The sequence below is a fragment of the Streptomyces sp. ID05-26A genome (assembly GCF_033794685.1).
GTDB lineage: Bacteria > Actinomycetota > Actinomycetes > Mycobacteriales > Pseudonocardiaceae > Lentzea.
This window is the reverse complement of record NZ_JARAYZ010000001.1, coordinates 465,843-489,385: the sequence shown is the minus strand read 5'-3', so window position 1 is coordinate 489,385 and position 23,543 is coordinate 465,843. Positions and strand designations below refer to the sequence as shown.

23 protein-coding genes are annotated in these 23,543 nt (G+C 69.8%); 16 read left to right on the top strand and 7 right to left on the bottom strand.

Going from position 1 to position 23,543, the window contains the following annotated elements:
• Positions 1-28 precede the first annotated feature (28 nt).
• A complete protein-coding gene (locus PV646_RS02355) occupies positions 29-1,000 on the bottom strand; it encodes a DUF8017 domain-containing protein (protein WP_500339788.1) in 972 nt (323 codons plus the stop codon).
• A 119-nt stretch (positions 1,001-1,119) separates the two neighbouring features.
• On the opposite strand from PV646_RS02355, the gene PV646_RS02350 reads away from it, so the two are divergent.
• Entirely contained in the window at positions 1,120-2,097 is a 978-nt protein-coding gene (locus tag PV646_RS02350) for a YhgE/Pip domain-containing protein (protein ID WP_500339787.1), read from the top strand.
• Here PV646_RS02350 and PV646_RS02345 read toward each other — a convergent pair.
• Both PV646_RS02345 and PV646_RS02340 read right to left on the bottom strand, forming a co-directional pair.
• Positions 1,993-2,400, bottom strand: coding sequence for a secondary thiamine-phosphate synthase enzyme YjbQ (locus PV646_RS02345; RefSeq protein ID WP_500339786.1), 408 nt, complete (start codon positions 2,398-2,400; stop codon positions 1,993-1,995). The two genes, PV646_RS02350 and PV646_RS02345, sit on opposite strands and share 105 nt — an antisense overlap.
• Positions 2,401-2,404: 4 nt before the next feature.
• On the bottom strand, positions 2,405-2,962 hold the full coding sequence (locus PV646_RS02340) for a sugar O-acetyltransferase (protein ID WP_500339785.1): 558 nt from the start codon (positions 2,960-2,962) through the stop codon (positions 2,405-2,407).
• Positions 2,963-2,985: 23 nt separating this feature from the next.
• On the opposite strand from PV646_RS02340, the gene PV646_RS02335 reads away from it, so the two are divergent.
• Genes PV646_RS02335 through PV646_RS02320 form a run of 4 tightly spaced genes read left to right on the top strand, consistent with a single transcriptional unit; the run spans position 2,986 to position 6,148 of the window.
• The gene (locus PV646_RS02335; RefSeq protein WP_500339784.1) at positions 2,986-3,939 is read left to right on the top strand and encodes a glycosyltransferase; all 954 of its coding nucleotides are present in this window, start codon (positions 2,986-2,988) and stop codon (positions 3,937-3,939) included.
• 11 nt (positions 3,940-3,950) lie between these two features.
• A complete protein-coding gene (locus PV646_RS02330) occupies positions 3,951-4,415 on the top strand; it encodes a DUF4442 domain-containing protein (protein WP_500339783.1) in 465 nt (154 codons plus the stop codon).
• The gene (locus tag PV646_RS02325) at positions 4,408-5,361 is read left to right on the top strand and encodes an aminotransferase class V-fold PLP-dependent enzyme (RefSeq protein ID WP_500339781.1); all 954 of its coding nucleotides are present in this window, start codon (positions 4,408-4,410) and stop codon (positions 5,359-5,361) included. The genes PV646_RS02330 and PV646_RS02325 overlap by 8 nt, the downstream gene beginning before the upstream one ends.
• Positions 5,362-5,416: 55 nt before the next feature.
• Positions 5,417-6,148, top strand: a complete 732-nt coding sequence (locus PV646_RS02320) for a hypothetical protein (RefSeq protein WP_500339780.1) — start codon at positions 5,417-5,419, stop codon at positions 6,146-6,148.
• A 92-nt stretch (positions 6,149-6,240) separates the two neighbouring features.
• Here PV646_RS02320 and PV646_RS02315 read toward each other — a convergent pair whose 3' ends face one another.
• Both PV646_RS02315 and PV646_RS02310 read right to left on the bottom strand, forming a co-directional pair.
• Complete coding sequence (locus tag PV646_RS02315; protein WP_500339779.1) at positions 6,241-6,669, bottom strand: ferritin-like domain-containing protein; 429 nt, start codon at positions 6,667-6,669, stop codon at positions 6,241-6,243.
• Positions 6,666-7,109 carry a hypothetical protein gene (locus tag PV646_RS02310; protein ID WP_500339778.1) on the bottom strand — a complete coding sequence of 148 codons (444 nt, stop codon included), beginning with the start codon at positions 7,107-7,109 and terminating at the stop codon, positions 6,666-6,668. Before PV646_RS02310 ends, PV646_RS02315 begins: the two co-directional genes overlap by 4 nt.
• Before the next feature lie 128 nt (positions 7,110-7,237).
• On the opposite strand from PV646_RS02310, the gene rimP reads away from it, so the two are divergent.
• The 11 genes from rimP to truB all read left to right on the top strand — a co-directional run bounded on the left by rimP (position 7,238) and on the right by truB (position 19,274).
• Complete coding sequence (gene rimP, locus PV646_RS02305; RefSeq protein ID WP_500339777.1) at positions 7,238-7,762, top strand: ribosome maturation factor RimP; 525 nt, start codon at positions 7,238-7,240, stop codon at positions 7,760-7,762.
• The gene (gene nusA, locus PV646_RS02300; protein WP_500339776.1) at positions 7,759-8,772 is read left to right on the top strand and encodes a transcription termination factor NusA; all 1,014 of its coding nucleotides are present in this window, start codon (positions 7,759-7,761) and stop codon (positions 8,770-8,772) included. The genes rimP and nusA overlap by 4 nt, the downstream gene beginning before the upstream one ends.
• A 15-nt stretch (positions 8,773-8,787) precedes the next feature.
• Complete coding sequence (locus tag PV646_RS02295) at positions 8,788-9,138, top strand: YlxR family protein (protein WP_500342237.1); 351 nt, start codon at positions 8,788-8,790, stop codon at positions 9,136-9,138.
• A gap of 87 nt (positions 9,139-9,225) precedes the next feature.
• Positions 9,226-12,441, top strand: a complete 3,216-nt coding sequence (gene infB, locus PV646_RS02290; RefSeq protein WP_500339775.1) for a translation initiation factor IF-2 — start codon at positions 9,226-9,228, stop codon at positions 12,439-12,441.
• Positions 12,442-12,511: 70 nt separating this feature from the next.
• Positions 12,512-12,808: a DUF503 domain-containing protein gene (locus tag PV646_RS02285; RefSeq protein WP_090073823.1), complete on the top strand. Its 297-nt coding sequence runs from the start codon at positions 12,512-12,514 to the stop codon at positions 12,806-12,808.
• A gap of 13 nt (positions 12,809-12,821) precedes the next feature.
• Positions 12,822-13,271, top strand: a complete 450-nt coding sequence (gene rbfA / locus PV646_RS02280; RefSeq protein WP_189153683.1) for a 30S ribosome-binding factor RbfA — start codon at positions 12,822-12,824, stop codon at positions 13,269-13,271.
• Between the two features lie 172 nt (positions 13,272-13,443).
• On the top strand, positions 13,444-14,430 hold the full coding sequence (locus PV646_RS02275; RefSeq protein WP_500339774.1) for a DHH family phosphoesterase: 987 nt from the start codon (positions 13,444-13,446) through the stop codon (positions 14,428-14,430).
• Positions 14,427-15,560, top strand: coding sequence for an ROK family protein (locus PV646_RS02270; protein ID WP_500339773.1), 1,134 nt, complete (start codon positions 14,427-14,429; stop codon positions 15,558-15,560). The genes PV646_RS02275 and PV646_RS02270 overlap by 4 nt, the downstream gene beginning before the upstream one ends.
• A gap of 50 nt (positions 15,561-15,610) precedes the next feature.
• Complete coding sequence (locus PV646_RS02265; protein WP_500339772.1) at positions 15,611-16,912, top strand: MATE family efflux transporter; 1,302 nt, start codon at positions 15,611-15,613, stop codon at positions 16,910-16,912.
• 137 nt (positions 16,913-17,049) lie between these two features.
• Positions 17,050-18,375 (top strand): MFS transporter, encoded by a 1,326-nt coding sequence (locus PV646_RS02260; protein WP_500339771.1) that lies wholly within the window; start codon positions 17,050-17,052, stop codon positions 18,373-18,375.
• A 5-nt stretch (positions 18,376-18,380) separates the two neighbouring features.
• A complete protein-coding gene (gene truB / locus PV646_RS02255; RefSeq protein ID WP_500342235.1) occupies positions 18,381-19,274 on the top strand; it encodes a tRNA pseudouridine(55) synthase TruB in 894 nt (297 codons plus the stop codon).
• Positions 19,275-19,335: 61 nt separating this feature from the next.
• Here the strand turns inward: truB and PV646_RS02250 are convergent, their stop codons facing one another.
• Both PV646_RS02250 and PV646_RS02245 read right to left on the bottom strand, forming a co-directional pair.
• Positions 19,336-21,255, bottom strand: a complete 1,920-nt coding sequence (locus tag PV646_RS02250; RefSeq protein ID WP_500339770.1) for a tachylectin-related carbohydrate-binding protein — start codon at positions 21,253-21,255, stop codon at positions 19,336-19,338.
• Positions 21,256-21,374: 119 nt separating this feature from the next.
• The gene (locus tag PV646_RS02245) at positions 21,375-23,339 is read right to left on the bottom strand and encodes a tachylectin-related carbohydrate-binding protein (RefSeq protein ID WP_500339769.1); all 1,965 of its coding nucleotides are present in this window, start codon (positions 23,337-23,339) and stop codon (positions 21,375-21,377) included.
• Positions 23,340-23,543: the final 204 nt, after the last annotated feature.

Genomic DNA, 23,543 nt, shown 5'->3' with positions numbered 1-23,543 from the left:
ATCCCTCGCAGGACAAGGGATCTGAACGTTACGAGGTCGGCACCAGCGAGTCGACCATCTTCTGCAGGTCCGACTCCTTGGGCAATGGCGGGGTGGAGCCGCCTCCGCCACCCTCCAGGTCGCCGTTCACGGCCAGCACGTGCAGCTTGTTGCTGCCGTTGAGCACGACGACCTTCACCATGCCCTTGCTCGCCAGGCACTTGTTGCCGGTCTGCGTGACGGTGGCGTCGACCTGCACGCCCTCGATCGTGACCTTCGTGCCGTCCTTCTGGGTGTGCTGGATCTTCACCGGCTTCGGCTGGGTCGTCGTGACCTTCGGGTCGCCGCCCGAGGAGTAGTACTGCGTGGCGAGAGCCTTGGTGAAGTCGGTGGCCGCCGTGTTGATCTCGCTCTTGGGGAGCAGCGTGCCGCCGTTGGTGCCCTTGGTGAACGACTTGCCCTCGCAGGTGTAGTCGCCGTAGCTGGTGACGCCGGACAGCGAGATGCCGGCGATGCCCTCCACCGGGATCTTGGCGTCCGCGATGATGTCCCAGTTCTTCGGGACCACGTAGTTGAAGCCGAGCGCCGTCTCCACGCACTGCTGGCCGTCGCTCTTCGGGCAGGGGCCGTCGGCCGGCTGCGAGGACGAACTGGCCGTGCTGGACGGTCCGGGCTCCGCGGTCGTGCCGCCCGAGCGCGAGAGCAGGAACCAGGTGAGGCCGCCGCCGACGAGCAGCACCAGGACGACGGTGCCGAGCACGAGCCAGAGCGTCTTGTTGCTCTTCTTCGGCGGTTCGCTGTCGAAGCCGCCGTACACGCCGAGGCCGCCGTACCCGCCGTAACCCTGCTGCGGGAAGCCGCCCTGCTGCTGGTCGGTCCAGCCGCCCTGCTGCGGGAAGCCACCGGTCTGCGGGTAGCCGCCGGTCTGGTAGCCACCGCTCTGGTGGTCACCCTGTTGCTGCTGGCCCCAGCCCTGCTGGTCGTTCCAGCCGCCCTGTCCGCCGCCACCTGGGTAAGTCACGGGGGAACGGTACCTGGTGGGTCTGACAGAGGCTTAATTCATCACGCGTTGACTTTCGGGACGGACGCGGCGTAGCGTGCTCGTTAAATTCAACGCATGATGAACTAAGGGGATCGATGATGCGCACCGTGCTGGTCACCGCCGTCGCAGGTGCTGTGGTGGCGTTTCTTCTGGGCCTGCTGACGTTCGGCGTGCAGGCGACTGTGCACCCCCACGACGTCCCGCTCGCCGTGGTGGCGCCTCCACCGATAGCGGAACGTGTCGCGAGAGCCGACTCGCCCGAGGTCGACATCAGGGTCGTGCAGGCCGACGAGGCCCGGAACCTGTTGCGGGACAAAGAGGTCTACGGAGTGCTGGAGATCGTGCCCGGTCAGGCGACGATCCGGCTGAACCCCGCGATCAACCCGTCCGGCACGCAGGTCGCCCAGCAGGTGCTGACCGGCGTCGCGCAGGGAGCCGGGTTGCCCGTCGAGGTCGAGGCCGCCACGCCCACCGCCGCCGAACGGACCGCGCCGCTCGCCGCGAGCGCGCTGCTGTGGGTCGGCGGGATGATCGCCGGACTGCTGTTCGTGGTCCTGAAGGGCACCCGCGGACGGTGGCTGTCGGCGCTGACCACGGCCGTCCTCGTCACCGGCTCGACCGCGGGACTGCTGGCGTGGTGGGGCGTCACGCTCAACGCGCAGGCGCTCGCGTTCATGCTCGCCGTCGCCGCGTCGTTCGCGCTCCTGCAGGCCGGGCTGTTCCAGCACCTCGGCATCCGCGCGATGGGCGTCCTCGGCATCCTCTACCTGATGGCACCGGCCGTCGCGGGCCAGGTCCCGGAGTTGCTCAACCCCGCCTACAAGGCGGTCCTCTGGTCGTGGACGCCGTTCAGGTTCTCCGCGGAAGGCCTGCGCAGCCTCATGTACGACAACGCCATCAGCACCGAGTGGTGGGTGTTCGGCGGTATCGCACTCATCGGGCTCGTGCTGCTTGCCGTGAAGAAAACAGAACTAGCCGGCAAGAAAACTCAGACGGACCGTGCGGACGGGGTTGTCGACGTTGGTGTCGACGAGGCAGATGGACTGCCAAGTGCCGAGCGTCAGCACACCGCCTAGAACAGGGATTGTCGCGTAAGGCGGTACCAGCGCGGGCATCACGTGGTCACGTCCGTGACCGGGGGTGCCGTGCCGGTGCCGCCACTTCACGTCGCGGGGGAGGATGCGCTCCAAGGCGGTCAGCAGGTCGTCGTCACTGCCCGCGCCCGTCTCGATGATGGCGACACCCGCGGTCGCGTGCGGCACCCACACGTGCAGCAGGCCGTCGCCGTTCTCGTCTTCGAGGAACCGCTGACACTCACGCGTGAGGTCGTGCACGACCTCGTCGGCACCGGTGCGGATCTGGATCTCCTCGCTGCGCATGACCTCAGATCTTACGAACCACCCGTGCGGGGTTGCCGACCGCGAGCACGTGAGCAGGCAGATCACGCGTCACGACACTGCCCGCGCCGACGACCGTGTTGTTGCCGATCGTGACACCGGGGCACACGATCACGCCGCCGCCGAACCACACCTTGTCCCCGATGACGATCGGCGCCGTCGTCTCCCAGCCCGCGATGCGCGCGTCGTGGTCCTCGATGGGGTGCAGCGCCGTCAGCAGCTGCACGTTCGGACCCATCATCACGTGATCGCCGATGGTCACCGGGCCGCAGTCGAGGATGACGCCGCCGTAGTTCATGAAGCTGTTCGCGCCGACGAGGGTGTTGTAGCCGTACTCGATCTGCAGGCGCTGCATGAACGTCGAGTTCTCGCCGATCTCCGCCACGAACCCCTTGAGGATGTCGTACATCCCGTCGAGGTCTTCCGGGTCGTGCGCGTTGAACCTGGCCATCTCGCGCCAGCCGCGGCGCCGGTCGGCGTCCAGCTCGGGGTCCGCCGGCAGATAGGGCTCGCCGTTGATCATCTTCTCGCGGTTGGTTCCCATGAGGACTCAGTATCGTCACGAGCATGCGCGTGCTCTTCGCCAGCATGGCCACCGTCGGCCACACGTACCCGTTGATCCCGCTGGCGTCGGCCCTGCGCAAAGCCGGGCACGAGGTGCACTTCGCGGTCGGCGAGGACATGCACCCGGTGCTCGGGAAGCTCGGGTTGCGGCCGTTCCGCCCGGGACTCGTGTTCGGGGAGATCTACGCCGAGGACATCGCGCAGGAGCTGGAACGCCTGCTGCCGGACCTGGTGATCGGCGAGTGGGCCGTGCCCGAGGTCGTGTCCGAGGCCCGGCGCCGCGGGTTTCCCGCGCTGTGGCACGGGTTCGGGCGGATGTTCCGCGAGGGCATCGGCCTCGTCCGGCCCACCGGCGGGCGGCACCTCGACATCTGCCCGCCCTCGTTGCAGGACCCGGACTTCCTGCGGGAGGACCGGATCCCGTTGCGGCCGGTGCCGTTCTCGCCGCCCGGCGACGTGCCGGTGCGCACCGCCGGGAAGCTGATCTACCTCACGCTCGGCACCGCGTTCGGCACGCGCGAACTGCTCGCCGAGGCGGTCGTGGGGCTCGGCAAGATCCCCGAGGCGCAGGTGGTCGTGGCCGCGCCGCACGTCGAGCTGGACCACGTGCCGCCGAACGTGACGGTGCACCCGTGGCTGCCCCAGGCGGAGGTGCTCCGGTACGCGGACGTCGCCGTGCACCACGGCGGCAGCGGCACGATGCTGGGCGCGCTCGCCGCCGGGGTGCCCCAGGTCGTGCTGCCGCAGGGGGCGGACCAGCCCGGCAACGCGGCCGCGCTCGTCGCGGCCGGTGCGGCGCTGCGCCCGGCCGCGTTCAGCGCCGGTCCGATCGCGGACTGCGTGCGGCAGCTGCTCGTGGACGCGTCCTACCGCGAAGCCGCTGGTCAGATAGCTCGGGAGATACGTCACACGCCTTCGCCGGAAGAAGTTGCGGACAGTCTGGCGGACGTTGTGTAACACTGTTTTTTATGAAGGCAAGCCGCCTGCGCTTCGGGATGAACCTGTGGCCGCCGTTCCTGTTCGCCGGCATCCGCGTCGTCGAGATCTCGCCGGACTACCGGTACGCGCGGGTGCGGATGCGCCTGCGTCCGTGGAACCGCAACTTCTTCGGGACCCACTTCGGCGGGTCGCTCTTCGCGATGACCGACCCGTTCTGGGTGCTGCTGCTGTTCAACCAGCTCAAGGGCGAGCACGTCGTGTGGGACCGGGCCGGTGAGATCGAGTTCGTCGCGCCCGGCCGCGGCACGGTGTACGCCGAGTTCCGGCTCACCGACGAGCACGTCGCCGAGGTCCTGGGCCAGACCAGGGACGGCGAGAAGGCCTTGATCTGGTTCGACACGGATGTCGTCGGGCAGGATGGGGCCGTGATCGCACGGGTGAAGAAGCAGGTCTACGCACGCCGCAAGCGCGACAAGCAGCTCGCGCATGCGTGAGGCCTTCGGAGCGGTTTTCGACGTCGAGCCCGGTTACCTGAACACGGCGTCCATCGGTGTGCCGCCGCGGCACGTCGCCGACGCGGTGATGGCGTCTCACGAACGGTGGCGGCGCGGCCAGGACACGTCGTCCACGTTCAACGAGGTCGTGGAGACCTCGCGCGAGGCGTTCGGACGACTGGTCGGCGTGCCCGCGACCTCGGTCGCCTGCGGTGCAACGGTTTCGCAGTTCGTGTCGCTGGTCGCGCAGTCGCTGCCGGCCGGCTCGAAGGTCTACACCGACCCCGGCGACTTCACGAGCGTCACGCTGCCGTTCGTCGCGGCCGGCCACCGGATCGTGTCCACAGTGGAGGAAGCCGACCTCGTCGCGCTGAGCGTGGTCCAGTCGGCGGACGGGGCGATCGCGGACCTCGACGCGCTCCAGGCGAGCGGGAAACCGGTGCTGCTCGACGTGTCGCAGGCAGCCGGTTGGCGGCCGTTGTCGTTGGCGTGGGCCGATTTCGTCGTCGGCGTGGCCTACAAGTGGCTGATGGCACCGCGTGGCGCGGCCTGGATGGCGGTGCGGCCGGACCGGATGGAGTTCATAAAGCCGTTGGCGGCCAACTGGTACAGCACCGGCGAGAACTACGGCACCGAGCTTGTGCTCCGTTCGGACGCACGGCGGTTCGACCTCTCGCCGACGTGGTTCTCCCATGTCGGCGCGGCGGTCGCGCTCCCGTGGGTGGCCTCTTTGGACCTCGAAGCCGTACGCGCGCACTGCGTGAATCTGACGGATCGCCTCCTGGCCGGTCTGGGCCTGCCGTCCACCGGCTCGGCGATCGTCTCGGTCACAACGCCACCCGTTCAGGGGGTCGTGTCCTCGGTTCGTGCAGGTCGCACACGGTATGCATGTCACATGTACAACACGATCGAGGACGTTGACCGGGTGCTCGAAGCGCTCGCATGACTGCCGTCCGTTACCGTGGGTCCTTGTGTCGGAACCACGCCAGTCACCTGAAGAGGTGACCCAGAACCTGCCTCGCTTCCCACCGAGGCCCACCGACACCGCGCCGTTGTACCCGGCCGACGAGCTCGTGAAGCTCCAGTCGATCATGGACAACCGTCAGGGGCACCTGCCCCCGCCACCGCCTCCGCCCCAGCGCAAGACGACGTGGGTGGGCAAGGCGCTGGCGCTCGTCGGCGTCGCGGTGATGTCCGGGTTCGTGTGGTGGGTGTTGCAGCCGTCGGACCCGGTCGACCAGCCGGTCGCACCACCGCAGAAGACCGCGGGGGAGTTCGAGTTCGTCACCGTCCCGGAGTTGCCGGAACCGGTGAAGGACAGCGACTGCGCGGCCCACGCGACGAGCCAGACGCAGGCGTTCTTCAAGACCACGCCGTGCATCCAGCTGACGCGTGCCTTCTACACGGCCAAGTTGCCGGACGGCCGCACCGTGTACTCGTCGGTGTCCGTCGTGAAGATGAAGACGGCGGACGAGGCGCGGCAACTGCGGGAGCTGACCCAGAAGGACGGCACCGGCAACGTCAAGGACCTGGTGCTGGACAAGGCCATCAGCGTGCCGCCGCTGGTCACGCTGGCCAACGGCGGGTACGCCTCCGAGCAGCGCGACCAGCTGGTCGTGATCGTGGAGTCCGACTCGCCGACCAAGGGTCCGGACGCGCTCGCGCACAACAAGGAGATGAAGAAGGTCTCCAACGACGCGATCAGGCTCGCGACCTCGTTCGCGGACCAGTGACGCGTCACTAGGTGCTGTCCTGCGAGTTCGTCAGGGGAGAGACGCGGGCCCTCGGCCGCCGCTGTCGCCCGACGAGACTGGCAGGACAGGGCCTAGCCCGAGGCGACACCCGGCATCGCGATCGATGCCGGGTTCGACCCGGCCGCCTTGCGCCACCGCGTCGCCCGCACCGCGGCCGTCGTCAGCGCCTCCAGCGCCGACGTCCGCAGCGCGGAGTCGTCGGTCCGCTCCAGCACCCCGCGCCACGCGGCACAGGTGTCCTGCTCGACGGCCACGAGCGCGGCGAGCGCGGAAGGCCCGTCCGACACCGGCGCCGGCGGCAGGTAGGCCGCCGCGGGCGGGTTCGGAGTCGCGCTGCGGTCGCGCAGCCAGCGTTCGGTCGTGTCCCTGCGCGCGCGGTGCAGGTTCGCGCCCTCCGCGACGGCGGCGGCCTGGTCGTTCAGGAACGCCGACACCATGCCGTAGGTCCAGAGCGCCGCGTGCTCGGTGCCGAGCGCGGTCTGGACGGAGTCGACGCTCATGCGAGCACCTCCCGCAGCGAGGCGCAGCCGGCGGCCACCGAGCCGACCAGGCCGGCGCGGTGGGCGGGCAGCGAGGCGACGACCGCCGAGGCCTCGCGGACCGACTCGTCGAGCGCGGTGCGCAGTGCGGCCAGCGGGTCCGGCGGGGTGGGAGGCGAGGTGGGTGCGGGCGGCGCCGTGGACGACAGCGGCGGGCGTTCGCGGTCGACCTCCGCCTGCAGCAGCGAGGCGTGCGTCTCCCGGGCCTTCGCGATCTCGGCGGCCGCCGGCACCGTCGTCAGCGCCTGGGCCAGCTTGACGTCCGCACGGGCCTGCGCGGCGAGGGCCGACAGCGGGTCCGGGGGCGGTGGCGGCGGCGGTTCTGCGGTGCACGCGACGGCGAGCGGTGCGGCGGCCACCGCGAGCAGCACACGGCGGCGGCTGACCGATTCGGAGATCACGCGACCCATGGTGCCAGCAGCCGTGCGGGTCGGTGGGAGCCGGGCGAACGAGATAGTCTGAACGTCCACGGCCGCCGGAAACAGCGTCGGCCGGGGTTTTCATGCGTTCGAACTGAAGGAGACACCACGTGTCCAGCCCGCCGCGCGGAGAGCTTTCCGCGCAGCTAGCACCCGTCGTGCGGGAAGCTCTCGAAGCCGCCGGCTTCGACCTCGACGCGCTCGACGTGAACCAGGCTGGGCGCCGCCGTCTGGTCAAGGTCGTCGTGGACGGTGAGGACGGCATCGGGCTCGACGAGGTCGCCGAGGCGAGCCGCGTGGTCTCCGCCGCTCTCGACGAGCACGATCACATCATCAACGGGCCGTACACCCTCGAGGTCACCTCGCCGGGTGTCGACCGCCCCCTGACGCGCCCGCGCCACTGGAAGCGCGCTCACCTGCGTCTCGTGAAGATCAAGCAGCCCGACCAGGCCGAGTGGTTCGGCCGGGTCGGCGAGTGCGACGAGACCGGTGTCGAGCTGCTGCACAAGGACGAGCTGCGACGCGTGGAGTACCGCCACATCGAACGCGCGGTCATGGAGATCGAGTTCAAGCAGCCGCCGGTCGAGGAACTGGCTCGGCTCACTCGGAAAGCACCGAAGGAGGAGCCGAGGTGAACGTCGACATCGCCGCCCTGAGGGCGATCGAACGTGAAAAGGACATCCCCTTCGAGACGGTCCTGGAGGCGATCGAGTCAGCACTGCTGACCGCCTACAAGCACACCGAAGGGCACGCGGCGCACTCGCGCGTGGAAATCGACCGCAAGACCGGTGTCGTGCGCGTGATCGCGCAGGACCTGGGGCCGGACGGTGCGGTCCAGGAGGAGTGGGACGACACTCCTGAGGGCTTCGGCCGCATCGCGGCCACCACGGCGCGGCAGGTCATCCTGCAGCGCCTGCGCGACGCCGAGCACGAGCGCACCTTCGGCGAGTTCGCCACCAAGGAGGGCGAGATCATCGCGGGTGTCGTCCAGCGCGACGCCCGCGCGAACGCCCGCGGCATGGTCGTCGTCCAGATCGGCGACACCGAGGGCGTGCTGCCGCCGGCCGAGCAGGTGCCGGGCGAGCAGTACAACCACGGCGAGCGCGTCAAGTGCTACGTCGTGAGCGTGTCGCGCGGCGCCAAGGGCCCGCAGATCGCTCTTTCGCGCACCCACCCGAACCTCGTGCGGCGGCTGTTCGCCCTCGAGGTCCCGGAGATCGCGGACGGCACCGTGGAGATCCCCGCGGTGGCACGTGAGGCAGGTCACCGTTCGAAGATCGCGGTGAAATCAACGGTTGCCGGAGTGAACGCCAAGGGCGCCTGCATCGGCCCCATGGGTGCCCGTGTGCGCAACGTCATGCACGAGCTCGGTGGCGAGAAGATCGACATCATCGACCACTCCGACGACCCGGCCACTTTCGTCGGGAATGCGTTGTCACCAGCGAAGGTCGTGTCGGTGAAGGTGGTCGACGAGCGTGCCAAGACGGCCCGTGTCGTGGTGCCGGACTTCCAGCTCTCGCTGGCGATCGGCAAGGAGGGGCAGAACGCCCGCCTGGCCGCCCGTCTGACGGGCTGGCGCATCGACATCCGCAGCGATGCGGAGGCTCCGGCCGCCGGTGCGGTCACCTCCGGTTCGGCTGAATGAGCTCCAGGGGATAGAATTATCAACGGTTCAACGTCGGGAGCGGCTTCCCAGCACATCGGCCCTGTTCGTACGTGTATTGGATGCCGCACGCGGACGTTGCCCTCTGAGCTGCTGCGAGTGGTCGCGGTGGACGGTTCGGTGGTTCCGGACGTCCATCGGCGGCTTCCTGGTCGAGGTGCTTGGTTGCATTTCGATCTCGAATGTCTCCGCAACGCCGAGCGGCGACGGGCGTTCCCACGGGCCCTCAAGGTCCAGGGAGCACTCGACGTCGCTCCGCTGCGCGAGCACGTGGAGCAGCACGAGAAACTGGCCGCGGGACAGCCCCATGGCCAACACGCATCGAGGAAGCAGGTCGACCCGTCATGAGTCAGCCGTGAAGCTGAAGACATGAACGCGCGACGTTAATACGAGGTCGATGGGACTTGCCCGCCGGCCTCACGACCTAGGAGAGCAGTGGCAGGCAAGGCCCGCGTGCACGAGCTCGCAAAAGAGCTTGGTGTTACGAGCAAGGAAGTTCTGAACAAGCTCGCCGAACAGGGCGAGTACGTGAAGTCCGCGTCGTCCACCGTCGAGGCCCCCGTGGCCCGGCGGCTCCGTGACGCCTACGAAGCCAAGTCTTCGAAGCCGGCTCCCAAGCCGTCCGCTCCGAAGCCCAAGGCACCCGCACCCGCTGCCGCAGCAGCGCCCGCCGCCCCGGCGGAGTCGAAGCCTGCGGCCGACAAGCCCGCTGCGCCCAAGGGCATGCCCGGACCCCGTCCGGCCGCCCCGCGCCCGCCGGCTCCGAAGCCCGCCCCGGCAGCTCCTGCCGCGCAGGCTCCGGCAGCCCCCGCGGCGCCCGCACCGGCACCCGCTGCCCAGCCCCAGGCTCCGGCCGCCGCACCGGCACCCGCCGCGTCGGCTCCGGCTGAGCCCAAGGCCGCTCCGGCTCCCGGCACCAAGCCGGGTGGCGGACCGCGTCCCGGCCCGCGCCCGGCTCCGCAGCAGCAGCCTCAACAGCCCCAGCAGCCGCAGGCACCCGCCGCGGCCGCCGGTGGTCAGCAGTCCCAGTCCGTGGTGCCGCCGCGCACGCAGGCTCCCAAGCCCGCAGGCCCGCGCGCCCCGCGTCCTGGCAACAACCCCTTCGGCGTCGGTGGCGGCAACGCTCCGTCGGCGCGCCCCGGACCCCGTCCCGGCCCGCGGCCCGAGCAGGGCGGCGACCGCCCCGCAGGCGGCCCGAAGCCCGGCGACCCGCGTCCGGCGAACCCGCGCCCCAGTGGCGCTCCGGGTCAGGGTGGCCCGCGTCCTGCGGCAGCGCAGGGTGGCGGTCGTCCCGGCCCCGGTCAGGGTGGTCCTCGTCCCGGTGGCCCCGGTCAGGGCGGTCCCCGTCCGAACCCGGGCAACATGCCCCCGCGGCCGAACCCCGGCATGATGCCGGGCAACCGTCCGGCCGGTAATCGTCCTGGTCCCGGCGGTGGCGGCGGTGGCCGTCCCGGTGGGGGCGGCGGTGGCGGCGGTCGTCCCGGTGGGGGCGGCGGCGGTGGCGGCGGCTTCCGCGGAGGTCCCGGCGGCGGTGGCGGTGGCGGCGGTGGCGGCTTCCGTCCCGGCGGTGGCGGTGGCGGCGGCGGTGGCTTCCGTCCCGGTGGCGGCGGTGGCGGCGGCGGTGGCTTCCGTCCCGGTGGTGGCGGCGGCGCAGGTGGCGGTGCCCCTGCCGGTGGCGGCGGTTTCCGCGGTCGTCCCGGTGGTGGCGGCGGCGCTGGTCGCGGCGGTACCGCTGGTGCCTTCGGTCGTCCGGGTGGTCCTGCGCGTCGTGGACGCAAGTCCAAGCGCCAGAAGCGCCAGGAGTACATGGACAACATGCAGGCGCCTTCGGTCGGTGGCGTCCGCCTGCCCAAGGGCAGTGGCGAGACGATCCGCCTTCCGCGCGGTGCCTCGCTGACCGACTTCGCCGACAAGATCAACGCCAACCCGGCGTCGCTCGTGCAGGTGCTCTTCCACCTGGGCGAGATGGTCACGGCGACCCAGTCGGTGTCCGACGAGATCTTGGAGCTGCTCGGCACCGAGATGAACTACGTCGTGCAGGTCGTGTCCCCCGAGGAGGAGGACCGCGAGCTGCTCGAGACGTTCGACATCACCTACGGCGAGGACGCCGGTGACGAGGACGACCTGCAGGTTCGCCCGCCGGTCGTGACCGTCATGGGTCACGTCGACCACGGTAAGACCCGCCTGCTCGACACCATCCGCAAGGCGAAGGTGGCCGAGGGCGAAGCGGGTGGCATCACCCAGCACATCGGTGCGTACCAGGTGCAGACCGAGCTCGAGGGCAACCCGCGGCTCATCACCTTCATCGACACCCCGGGTCACGAGGCGTTCACCGCCATGCGTGCTCGTGGTGCGAACGCGACCGACATCGCGGTCATCGTCGTCGCCGCCGACGACGGCGTGATGCCGCAGACCGTGGAAGCGATCAACCACGCGCAGGCCGCTCAGGCGCCGATCGTGGTCGCGGTCAACAAGATCGACAAGGAGGGTGCGAACCCCTCCAAGATCCGTCAGCAGCTGACGGAGTACGGCCTCGTCGCAGAGGAGTACGGCGGCGACACGATGTTCGTCGACATCTCGGCGAAGCAGGGCATCAACATCGACAGCCTGCTCGACGCGATCCTGCTCACCGCCGACGCTTCGCTGGACCTCCGGGCCAACCCGGACATGGAGGCCCAGGGTGTCGCGATCGAGGCGCACCTCGACCGCGGTCGCGGCCCGGTCGCCACGGTGCTCGTCCAGCGCGGATCGCTCCGCGTCGGCTCCTCGATCGTCGCGGGTGACGCGTACGGTCGCGTGCGCCGCATGGTCGACGAGCACGGCGATGACGTCACCGTCGCGACCCCGTCGCGTCCGGTGCAGGTCATCGGTCTGACCTCGGTGCCGCGCGCCGGTGACTCGTTCCTCGTCGTCGACGAGGACCGGGTGGCCCGCCAGATCGCCGAGCGTCGTCAGGCCCGCACCCGCAACGCCGCCAACGCGGCGAAGCGCAAGCGCGTCAGCCTGGAAGACCTGGACGCAGCGCTCAAGGAAACCAGCGCTCTCACCTTGATCATCAAGGGTGACAACTCGGGTACCGTCGAGGCCCTCGAGGACGCGCTCATGAAGATCGAGGTCGGCGACGACGTCGAGCTGCGCGTGATCCACCGCGGTGTCGGTGGCATCACCGAAGGCGACATCAACCTCGCCGTGGCCGGTAACGCCATCGTCCTGGGCTTCAACGTCCGGGCCGAGGGCAAGGCGACCGAGCTCGCGAACCGCGAGGGTGTGGACGTCCGTTACTACACGGTCATCTACCAGGCGATCGACGAGATCGAGGCGGCACTCAAGGGTCTCCTCAAGCCGGAGTACGAAGAGGTCCAGCTCGGCCGCGCCGAGGTTCGCGACGTCTTCAAGTCCTCCAAGGTCGGCACGATCGCGGGTTGCATGGTCCTGTCGGGCGAGATCCGTCGCAACGCCAGGGCTCGCCTGCTCCGTGACGGCAAGGTGATCGCGGAGAACCTCCCGATCAGCTCGCTCAAGCGGTTCAAGGACGACGCCACCGAGGTCCGCGAAGGTTTCGAGTGTGGTCTCACGCTCGGCAACTACAGCGACCTCAAGCTGGAAGACATCATCGAGACCTTCGAGATGCGCGAGAAGCCGCGCGCCTAGTCGGTAGGTGAGGGGTGCGGAGCCGTTTAACCGGTGGCTCCGCACCCTTTTCTTCTGGAGGATCTCGCCCATGTACGTGGGTGCTCTGGAATTGGACGTGCTTTTGGGCGACGTCCACTCGTTGAAGGAGAAGCGTTCGGTGGTGCGGCCCCTCGTGGCCGAACTGCGCAAGCGCTTCGAGGTCGCTGTCTCCGAGGCCGGTCATCTGGACCTGCATCGGCGCAGCTTGATCGGGGTCGCGGCGGTCGCCGCCGACCTGGAGCACGTCAGGGACGTTCTCGCCGGCTGTGAAAGGCTGGTCGCGGGACGGCCCGAACTCGAACTGCTCTCCGCCCGGACTCGTTTCGTCGGGCCGGAGGACGACTAGGAAGGGGAGGCTCGTGGCCGACACGGCACGTGCCCGCAAGCTCGCCAAGCGGATCTCGCAGATCGTCGCTTCGGCTTTGGAGCACGAGGTCAAGGACCCGCGGCTGGCCCGGGTCACGATCACCGACACCAGGGTGACCGGGGACCTGCACGACGCGACCGTTTACTACACCGTCCTGGGCGAGCGTCTGGACGTCGAACCCGACTACGCCGGGGCCGCAGCGGCTCTGGAGAAGGCCAAGGGGGTGCTGCGATCCATGGTCGGAGCACAGACCGGGGTCAGGTTCACGCCCACGCTGACGTTCATGACGGACACCGTGCCGGACGAGGCTCGGAAGATGGAAGAGCTGCTGGCCAAGGCCCAGGCCTCCGACGCCGAGGTGCTGCGTCGGTCGGCGGGAGCCACTCCCGCCGGCGAGGCCGACCCGTACAAGGCGCCTCGCGAGGCCGAGGACGAGGACTGAGTCCTCGTCGGACTTTTCTTCGCACGACCAGAGGGCGGACACGTTCACCGTGTCCGCCCTCTGGGTTTCTGCTGTGGTCCACTTGGCACAGTGGCGCTGGAATTGGATGGAAACTGTCTTGTCCGAGGGTGCCGCAGAGCACTTTGAGTCAATGAGCGGCTAACGTCTCCCTGTGGCAGACGACCTGAGCACCACCATTGCCGAGGCCGCGCGTTTGCTGGCCGACGCCCGTGATGTGACCTTGCTGAGTCACATCAACCCCGACGCTGACACGCTCGGGAGTGCGTTGGCGGTGGGGCTCGCGCTGCATCGGCGTGGGGTGGCGGTGCGCGTGGCCTTCGGTGAGCCCGAGGCCGTACCCGAGTCGCTCAGGGCGTTGGACACGGCCGGGCTGCTCGTTCATCGCGACGAGGTGCCTGAGGCACCGGAGTTGCTGGTCGTCATGGACACGGGCAGCCTGGAACGGCTGGGGCCGCTCAAGGGGCGTGTCGCCGCCTGCCGTGGACCCGTCATCGTCGTGGACCACCACGTGTCGAACACGCGGTACGGGACGTTGCACTGCATTGACGAGCACGCGGAAGCCACGGCGCTCATTGCGCTCAAGTTGCTCGACGAGATGAACGTCGAGATCGACGAGCCGATCGCGCGATGCATTTACGCCGGACTCGTCACCGACACCGGGGGCTTCAGAAAGGCCGGGCCGGAGGCTCACCAGACTGCTGCTCGGTTGTTGGAGACCGGAGTGGACGCGTATGCGGTTACGCGGCCGTTGATGGACGCGCATCCGTTTGCATACCTCGGCATGTTGTCGCGTGTTCTAGCCAAGGCTGAGCTTGACCAAAAGGCTGCGCACGGGCTGGGGCTTGCTCATGCGGTGGTGAGCCTCGAGGACGCTCAAGAGGTTCGTAGTGAAGAGGTGGAGAGCGTCATCGACGTGGTGCGCTCGACTTCCGAGGCCGAGGTCGCGGCCGTGGTGAAGGAGCTCAGGCCGGGGTTCTGGTCCGTGTCGCTGCGGGCTGTGAGCCGGGTCGACGTTCGTGAGGTGGCGCAGGTCCTCGGGGGTGGTGGACACCGGCTGGCGGCCGGGTTCACGTTCGACGGGACCTCGGAGCAGGTCGTCGCCGCGCTGAAGGGCGCGTTGGAGCGGGTGGGGTCATGACACGGACAGGGAGCCCGCGGCTGCTGCGGGAGATCAACGACCGGGCCGCGATCGAGACGTTGCTGCGCAGCGGGGCGATGACGCGGGCCGAACTGGAAGAGGTGATCGGGCTCTCGAAGCCCGCCACCGCTCAGTTGCTGGCGCGGCTCGAAGAGGACGGCATGGTCGTCCGCACCGGGTTGCGTGGTGGCGGGCGCGGGCCTCGGGCGCAGATGTGGGCCGTCAACGGCGGTGTCGGGTACGTGGCCGCGGTGGCGTTGACGCCGGAACTGATCGACGTGGCCATCGCGGACATCACCGGGTCGTTGCTGGCCGAGCACAGCGCGCCGATGCCCAAGGACAACACGCTCCAGGCGTTCCGGGAGACGGTGCAGAAGGCGGCGGCGCTGGCCGGGCTGAAGCTCGACTCGCTGTCGCACGTCGTCGTCGGCACGCCGGGTGCGGTCGAACCGGCCACCGGGCACCTCGGGTTCGCGCCGCACCTGCCGGGTCTCGTCGACGTCGACCTGCCGTCGACGTTGCGGGACCTGCTCGGGACGTCGGTGTCGATCGAGAACGACATCAACCTCGCCGCGCTGGAGGAGATGAGCTCCGGCCGTGCGGTCGGGGTGCGCAACTTCGTGCTGTTCTGGCCCGCGGACGAGATCGGCTCGGCGGTCGTGATCAACGGCGTGCTGCTGCGCGGCGTCACGGGCGGTGCGGGTGAGATCGACTCGATGCAGGTGCCCGGCGGGCGCTACGGCGACCAGGTCGACAGCGAGGCGATCGTGGCTCTCGCGGCCGAGCACGGCATCAACGAGTCGTCCGGGCTGGAGGCCGTGGCGCACGCGCTGAACGCCGGGACCGAGGGCAGGGCGTTCCTGACGGTGCTGGCGCACCGGATAGCGCTCGGGCTGGCGAACGTCGTGTGCGTGCTCGACCCCGAACTGGTGTTGCTGTCCGGTGGGGTGGCGCACGCGGGCGGCGACACGTTGTGCGATCTCGTGGCGCAGGAGCTGTTGAAGCTCGTCGTGCCGCGGACGCCCGTGCACCTAGCGCAGATCACCGCGAACCCGGTCCGGTCCGGCGCGTTGCACTCGGCGCTGGCCGTGGCGCGCGAGCAGGTCTTCGGCTTGCCCCAACGGTCGTGAGTGGCCGCCGTCACCGGACGAAAGAGCTTCGCAAAGCTTAGGTTCATCGGGTGGAGGATCGGGTTCCCGCTCGGCGGGTCATCGGGCTGGCGGTGCCCGCCCTGGGGGTGCTGGCGGCCGAGCCGTTGTACGTGCTCGTGGACACGGCGGTCGTGGGGCACCTGGGGGCGTTACCGCTCGCCGGGCTCGCTCTCGGCGGTGTGCTGCTCACGCAGGTGTCGACGCAGCTGACGTTCCTCTCGTACGGCACGACGGCCCGCACGGCTCGGTTGCACGGGGCAGGGCGTCGTCAGGAGGCCGTCGAGGAGGGCGTTCAGGCGACGTGGCTGGCGTTGGCCGCCGGTGTGCTCGTGGTGTTGCTGGGGCAGCTGTTCGCGCGGCCGCTGGCGGAACTGCTCGCCGGGCCTGGTGCCGTGGCGGACGCGGCGGTGGAGTGGGTGCGCATCGCGCTGTTCGGTGCGCCGTTCATCCTCGTCACGATGGCCGGCAACGGGTGGATGCGCGGTGTTCAGGACACGAAGCGGCCCCTGAAGTACATCCTGATCGGCAACGGCATCAGCGCGGTGCTGTGTCCTGCGCTGGTCTACGGCGCGGGCTGGGGGCTCGAGGGCTCGGCCATCGCGAATGTCGTGGCGCAGGTGCTGTCGGCCGGGCTGTTCTTCAAGGCCCTGTTCGCGGAGCACGTGTCGTTGAAGCCGCAGTGGACCGCCATGCGCGCGCAGCTCGGCATGGGGCGCGATCTGGTGTTGCGGAGCCTCGCGTTCCAGGCGTGCTTCATCAGCGCGGCCTCTGTGGCGGCGCGGACGTCCGTCGGGGCGTTGGGCGCGCATCAGGTCGTGTTGCAGCTGTGGACGTTCCTCGCACTTGTGCTCGACTCGCTTGCCATCGCGGCGCAGTCACTCGTCGGCGCGGCCCTGGGGGCGTCGAAACGACGGCAGGCGGAGAAGCTCGCCTGGCAGATCACGCGGTACGGGCTGGTGTTCGGCATCGGGCTGGGGCTGGTGTTCGCGGCGCTGGTCACCGTGTTGCCGCGGGCGTTCACGACGGACGCCGGTGTGCTGGCCGAGATCCCGAACGCGTGGTGGTTCTTCGTCGCGCTGCAACCGATCGCGGGTGTGGTGTTCGCCCTGGACGGGGTGCTGCTCGGCGCCGGTGACGTGAAGTTCATGCGCACGGCGACGCTCGGGTCGGCGGTGATCGGGTTCCTGCCGCTCGTGTGGGCCTCGCTGGCGTTCGGCTGGGGGCTCGCGGGCATCTGGACGGGCCTGTCGGCGTTCATGGTGCTGCGGCTGCTCGCCGTGGTGTGGCGGACGCGGTCGGGGGAGTGGGCGGTCGAGGGCGCGGTCCGGTAGGTCTGTGAGCAGGGCCACTGAGCGACTCCCTGAACGGGCGCTGTGGGCGACCTCACGGCATGAAACCGTTACCAAGAAGGTTGCTTAGTGCGATGTAACTAATATCCGCCCTGCTTCTGACCTGGGAGAGTGCCGCCTTGCCGTCGGTCGATCGCGCCACCCGAACCTCGTGGCTGATCTGGACCACCGCCGTCTTCGTCTACTTCGCCGCGCTCTTCCACCGCACCACGCTCGGTGTGGCCGGACTGGAGGCGAGCGAACGATTCGGGCTCGGACCCGCCCAGCTCGGTGTGTTCACCGTGCTGCAGATCGGCGTCTACGCCCTGATGCAGATCCCCACGGGTCTGCTCGTCGACCGCTACGGGCCGCGCCGCGTGCTCACGGTCGCCGCCCTGCTCATGGGCACCGGCCAGGTGCTCTTCGCCATCGCCGACTCCTACGGCCTCGGGCTCGCCGCACGCGCCGTGCTCGGCATGGGTGACGCGATGACGTTCATCAGCGTGATCCGCCTCGTCGCGACGCACTTCCCACCGCGCCAGTACTCGCTCGTCGTCGCCGTCACGGCCGCGATCGGCGGTGTCGGCAACCTCGTCGCCACGGTGCCGCTGACGCTCATGCTCGGCTCGATCGGGTGGACCTGGGCGTTCCTCATCGCGGGCGGTGTCACGGCGCTCTACTCGGTCGTGGCGTTCCTGCGGGTGCGTGACGTGCCGGAGGGGTTCGTCGCACCGAAGCCGGAGGTCGTGCCGTTCAGGAGGATCTGGCCGAAGGTGCGGCAGGCGTGGAGCGTGCCCGGCACCAGGCTCGGGTTCTGGGCGCACTTCAGCACCATGTCGACGCCTGCCGTCATCGGTCTGCTGTGGGGGTACCCGTACCTCGTGCAGGCGCAGGGGATGTCGCCGCGCGCCGCGTCCTCCACGCTCGGCCTGCTCGTGATCGGCGCGATCGTGGCGAGCCCGATCATCGGCGGGCTGTTCTCGCGCAACCCCGAGTGGCGCATGCCGATCTCCGTCGGGTTCCTGGCGTTCGCGTTCACGGGGTGGGGCGTGCTGCTGCTCTGGCCGGGCGGGCACGTGCCGGGGCCGGTCATCGCCGTGGTGTTCCTGGTGCTCACCGTCGGTGGGCCGATCTCGGGCGTGGCGTTCGCTCTCGCGCGTGACTACAACCCGTCGCACCGGCAGTCCACGGCCAGTGGCCTGGTCAACGTCGGAGGCTTCCTCGCGGTGACCATGACCGCGCTGGGCGTCGGGGTGCTGCTGGACCTCGTGGAGGGCCTTCTGGAGCCCGCCACGGCGTTCCGGGTGGCGTTCAGCTTCTGCGTGCTCGTGCTGGCCCTGGGCAGCTGGAGGATGCTCGTCTGGTGGCGGCGCGCGCGTGCCGCGGTGTTCGAGGCGGAGGAGCGCGGGGAGACCGTGCCGGTGCAGATCCGGCGTCGTCGCTGGGACGCTCTGCACGTCGCTTAAGCTCTATCGCCGTGAAACCCTCTGTTGCACCGGGCCTGGTCGTCGTCGACAAGCCGGACGGCATGACCTCGCACGACGTGGTGGCGCGTGTGCGCAGGATCCTCGGCACCCGCAAGGTCGGCCACGCCGGCACGCTCGACCCGATGGCGACCGGCGTGCTCGTGCTCGGCATCGAACGAGCGACGAAGCTCCTCGGCCACCTGGCCCTCGACAGCAAGGCCTACCTCGCGACGATCGTGCTCGGCGCGTCCACCACCACGGACGACGCCGAGGGCGAGGTGCTGTCCACTGAGGACGCCTCCGGTGTCGCGGACGACGCGATCGCCGCCGAGATCGCGAAGCTGACCGGCCCCATCCAGCAGGTGCCGTCGTCCGTCTCCGCCGTGAAGATCGACGGCAAGCGCGCTTACGCCCGCGTGCGCGCCGGCGAAGAGGTCGAGATCCCCGCACGGCCCGTGACCGTGCACCGGTTCGACGTGTTGTTCTCGCGCCGTGAGGACAAGACCGTGCTGCTCGACGTGATGGTCGAGTGCTCCTCCGGCACGTACGTGCGCGCGCTGGCCCGTGACCTCGGTGCCGCGCTGGGCGTCGGCGGGCACCTGGGCGCGTTGCGGCGCACGAGGGTCGGTCCGTTCGACCTCCGCGTCGCGAAGACCCTGGAGCAGTTGGAGGAGACGCCCGGCCTGTCGCTCGACCTGGACTCCGCGGTCGCGACGGCGTTCCCGCGCCGGGAGATCGACCCGAACGAGGCGTCGGCGCTGTCGCACGGGCAGCGGTTGCGCGCCGGTGGGATCGAGGGGACCTACGGCGTGTTCGGGCCGGACGGCCACGTCATCGCGCTGGCCAAGGACGAGGGCACCGCGTGCAAGCCCGTGGTGGTCCTGAGCCCGGCAGGCTGACGAGAAAGCCGCGGCGCGGACCTGAAGAGGTCCACGCCGCGGCCCTGTGCCGAGCGGGGGCTCAGCGCTTGCTCGGCACCTCGACGAACTCGCCCGCGGTGGAGGCGCTCGCCGTGCGTGCGGCCGCGTTCGCCTGCCACCGCAGCAGCTTCGGGACGCCGGACGGGGTGCGGAACGCGATCACCCAGGTGCCGGCGACGGTCGTCACGGTCGGGTCGACCGCGGTCTCGTGCTCGTAGTTCGTGATCTCCGTCCACGGCCACCACGCCGTGCTGGCGGAGGCCTGCTGGCCGGTGCGGTAGGTGAAGCCGTCCGTGCCGCGCACGACCAGCTGGATCTTGCCGTCCGGTGCCGTCAGCGCGGCCGGGTCGCCGACCGCCTGGACGCCGTTCGGCAGGTCGCCGGGGGCCGCGGGGGTCCAGGCGCCGTTGATGTCGCCGCTCGCGGAGGTGCGGCTGGTGTAGATCTTGCCGTCGGTGCGGCGCGCGAAGAGCTGAAGCGTGCCGTCCGGCATGGGAACCACGGCCGGAGCGCTCGTCGCGGAGGCGCCGCCGCACGTCCACGGGGTGACCGAGCCGGGCACGATGGTGATCTTGCAGTAGTCACCGGCGGTGCGCAGCGCGATCAGGTGGACCGTGTTGCCGACGGCCACGGTGGTGAAGTTCCTGGTGAAGCTCATCGCGGGACCGCTGGTGAACTGCCGCCACGCGTACAGCGTGCCGTCCGCCTGGGTCTGGTACTTCGTCCAGACGTGGCCGTTCGAGTCGAGCGCGTAGTAGGCGACCCGGTTGTCGGCGGTGCGCACCGCCTGGGGCGGGGTGGCCATGCGGCCGAAGCGGTTGACGGCGGAGTCCCAGCTCACGCCTCCGGCGGCCCTGCCGAACCCGCGGACGTCGGCGTCGACGCCCTGCGCCCACAGTCGCAGCGACCCGCCGGCGTTCTCGCCGATCGCGGGGGTTCCGGTGAAGCCGGCGGGGTCGGGCAGCGTCGAGAACCCGGCCGGCGCGGGGTTGGTGATGTCGTGGAACTCGCCGTGCACCGCCTTGCCCTCGGTGTCGACGTAGGCGTACTGGAGGCGGTCGTTCGAGGTCTTGAGCAGCGCCGCCTTCGCGAGGCGGTCGGGCGGGTTCAGGTTCGGCCGGTCGGGGTTGGGTTCGGTGACGAGCCGGCACGAGTCGGGTGCGGCCGAGATCGTCTTGCTGTTGCCCAGCCAGGTGCCGGTCTGGGTTCCCTGCGACAGCAGGCCGGTGGACTCGTTGTAGCGGTACCACACGAGCTTGGTGTTCTCGATGCCGTAGATGATGTCGGCGCCCGGCGACGTGGCGGTGCGGGTCCAGAGGAAGGCAAGGGGAAGGCCGCCGCTGCGGGGGTTGACGATCACGTTGTGCTGCAACCAGCGCTGCGATCCGGCGTGATAGCGGAAGCGCCGCAGAATTCCCTTGTCGGCGGCGTAGAGCACGCCGTCGCCGGCGGAGAAGATCTTGTCGTAGCCGCCCCAGCCGCCGTCGATGACCACCTCGTCCAACGCCCCGGTGGTCGCGTCGAACGTGCGGCGGCGGAGCTCGCCGTTCTGGTCGACGAGGTAGAACGCGCCGGTCTTGTCGATCGTGAGCTTGCCGGGGTTGTCGGCCCAGTAGCCCATGTTGCTGTTGATCTGTCTGCTGGTGCCCTCCCAGGCGACTCCGTTCCAGCGCTGGCGGTTGAGGGAACCGTCCTCCGGCCGCACGAAGTACATCCAGCCGTCCGGAGCGGCCCACGTGGCCGCCGGCCAGCCCTGTCCGATCGGCTGGACGGGGCCCCACGAGTCGATGCCGGTCTCCGGCTCGAGGTGCTCGAACCTCGACAACCCCCCGTTGCCCTGCACCTCCCACAACGCCGCGCCGGAGTTGCAGGTGAACTCACCGGCGGCCGCGGCGGGGCTCGCCGTGTCCGTCAGCGCCGGTGTCGCGGACAGCACACCCGCGACAGCGAGGACGGCCATGGCCGCAGGCAGTGATCTTTTGCGCGACAGCATCAGTCGCATGATTTCCCCCAGGTGCGTGAAGTTGACGATCGCGGACGACAGGGGTGCCCGGACCAGCCGGGCACCCTCCGAGACAACTAGCGGCTCAGCGGAACGTCGATGAACGAGCCCTTGCCGTCGCCGGCCGCGGAACGGGCCGCCGCGGTCTGACCGGCCGGCGTCGGTTCGAACCGGCGCAGCTTGGGGACGCCCTGCGCCGTGCGGAACGCGATGACCCAGGTGTCCTGGGTGAGGCCCTTGGCGCGGGACATGCTCGGGTCGACGTCGGTCTCGTCGGCGTACCCGGTGATCTCGTGCCAGTCCCACCACGCCGTCGCGGCCGGAACCTTCTGGCCGGTGCGGTAGACGAAGCCGTCGTCGCCGCGGACGGTCACCTCCAGCGTGCCGCTGGGCGCCAGGACGGCGGCGGGCGGGCCTGCCGCCTTGACACCGCCGGGCGTGAGATCACCGAGGATCGGCGTCCAGGTGCCGTTCGCCGCCGAACTGTGGGTGTAGATCTTGCCGTCGGAGCGCCGGGCGAACAGCTGCAGGACGTCGCCGTCCAGCGCGACCGCGGTGGTGGGTCCGGTGTTACCCGTGCCGCCGTTGTTCTGCCACACAACGGTTTCCGTGGTCGGCGAGATCGCCGCGGTGCCGTAGGTGCCGTCGGTGCGCAGCGCGACGACCTTGATGGTGTTGCCGGTGTTCACCGCGGAGATCTGGCCGGTGGGACGGGGTGCGCCGGTCTGGAACGACTGGCCCTTCACCTGCAGCCACGGGAGCAGGCGGCCGTTCGGGGTCTTCTGCGACCGCGTCCAGAGGAAGCCGTCCTTGTCCACGGCCACGTACGAGACGAGGCCGTTGGCGGTGCGCACGAGTTGTGGTGGTGACTGCATCCAGCCGGCGAGGCTGACGATGTTGCCGAACGGACTTCCCGGCTGTGCCTGCAAAGCACCGCGGGCTTCCGAGTCCTCGGTGTGCGCGGCGATCCGCAGAGAACCGTTCTGGTTGTCCACGACGGACGGGACGCCGGTGAAGTTCGTGTGGCCGGGGAACGCCTGGAACCCGTTGGGTCCCACGTTGTAGATGTCCTGAACCTCGGCGTGGACGAGCCTGCCGTCGTCCGCGACGTAGGCGTACTGCAGGTGTCCGTTGGACGTCTTGGTGAGCGCCGCGGCGGCCAGGCGGTTCCGCGGGACGACCGGGCGGTCCGGGTTCGGCTCGGTGACGCGGGAGCAGTTGTCGCTCGACGCGAACACCGACAGGTCGTCGTGCCAGCCGCTGCCGACCTCCCTGCCCAGCTGGGTGACCGGGTCGCCCTGCCAGGTGTTGGCCGTTTCGTTGTAGCGGTACCAGAGCAACTGGCCCGTGTCGGGCCTGACGCCGTACAGCACGTCGCCGCCGGGGGAGAACACGCGGTTGAACATCTGCCAGCCGAAGCCGACCGGCTTCGCGTACTGGAGCCAGCGCTGCGACGGCGCGTGGTAGCGGTAGCGGTGCAGCTCACCGGCGGCACCCGGCTTGCGGGCGTAGATCACGCCGTTGCCCGCTGCCGCGATGAGGTCGTACTGATCCCAGCCCGTGTCGAGGATCGTGGAATTCCAGGTGTTGTTCGGCTCGTCGTAGCTGCGCCAGTGCAGGTTGCCCTGCTTGTCCACCAGGTAGAAGTGCCCGAGCGAGTCGACGGTGACGCGGTTCTTGAAGTTCGGGTCGGCGTGGTCCTGCCAGCCGGTGGCGATCTGGCGCCCCGCGCCCCCGTCCTCCCAGCCGGTGTTCGGGTCCAGCCGGAAGCGCCAGAGCGTTCCGTCCGGCTTCACGTCGTAGACCCGGCGGTCGCGGCCGCCGAACGCCCTGGAATCCCAGCCGGAGCCGATCTCGGTCCACTGGGACCACTGCGGGGCACCGGTTTCCGGCTCCTGGTGCGGGTAGAGCCAGAGCGTGCCGTTGGGGTAGACGGAGAAGACGAGCGCCTCGGAGTTGCACGTCAGGTAGTCGTCGGCCGCTTGTGCAACTGTGGCCGTGTTCGGCACCACCGCGGTGCCGAGCACAACGGCTACGGCCACGGCGATGGACGTGCTTCTTCTTCGCGACAGCGAAGGCCGCATCATGTTCCCCCAGGAAGTTTTGTGAAGTTGTGGCGCCGCCGGTGCCTTGCCAACGGCCCGTGCACAGCGCTGGAAGCATGCTGCGTGCACCCCGTTCACCGCAAGGGGTCTTGCGTTCGCTTGCCCCGAGTCCCATGCTGACCGCTGCGTCGAGCTCGCACC

Coding starts and splice junctions, on each gene's coding strand:
- PV646_RS02270 (WP_500339773.1), top strand. CDS start 14,427: ATGACACGGACAGGGAGCCCGCGGCTGCTGCGGGAGATCAACGACCGG.
- PV646_RS02330 (WP_500339783.1), top strand. CDS start 3,951: ATGAAGGCAAGCCGCCTGCGCTTCGGGATGAACCTGTGGCCGCCGTTC.
- PV646_RS02350 (WP_500339787.1), top strand. CDS start 1,120: ATGCGCACCGTGCTGGTCACCGCCGTCGCAGGTGCTGTGGTGGCGTTT.
- PV646_RS02345 (WP_500339786.1), bottom strand. CDS start 2,400: ATGCGCAGCGAGGAGATCCAGATCCGCACCGGTGCCGACGAGGTCGTG.
- PV646_RS02315 (WP_500339779.1), bottom strand. CDS start 6,669: ATGAGCGTCGACTCCGTCCAGACCGCGCTCGGCACCGAGCACGCGGCG.
- PV646_RS02250 (WP_500339770.1), bottom strand. CDS start 21,255: ATGGCCGTCCTCGCTGTCGCGGGTGTGCTGTCCGCGACACCGGCGCTG.
- PV646_RS02335 (WP_500339784.1), top strand. CDS start 2,986: ATGCGCGTGCTCTTCGCCAGCATGGCCACCGTCGGCCACACGTACCCG.
- PV646_RS02285 (WP_090073823.1), top strand. CDS start 12,512: ATGTACGTGGGTGCTCTGGAATTGGACGTGCTTTTGGGCGACGTCCAC.
- PV646_RS02340 (WP_500339785.1), bottom strand. CDS start 2,962: ATGGGAACCAACCGCGAGAAGATGATCAACGGCGAGCCCTATCTGCCG.
- PV646_RS02325 (WP_500339781.1), top strand. CDS start 4,408: ATGCGTGAGGCCTTCGGAGCGGTTTTCGACGTCGAGCCCGGTTACCTG.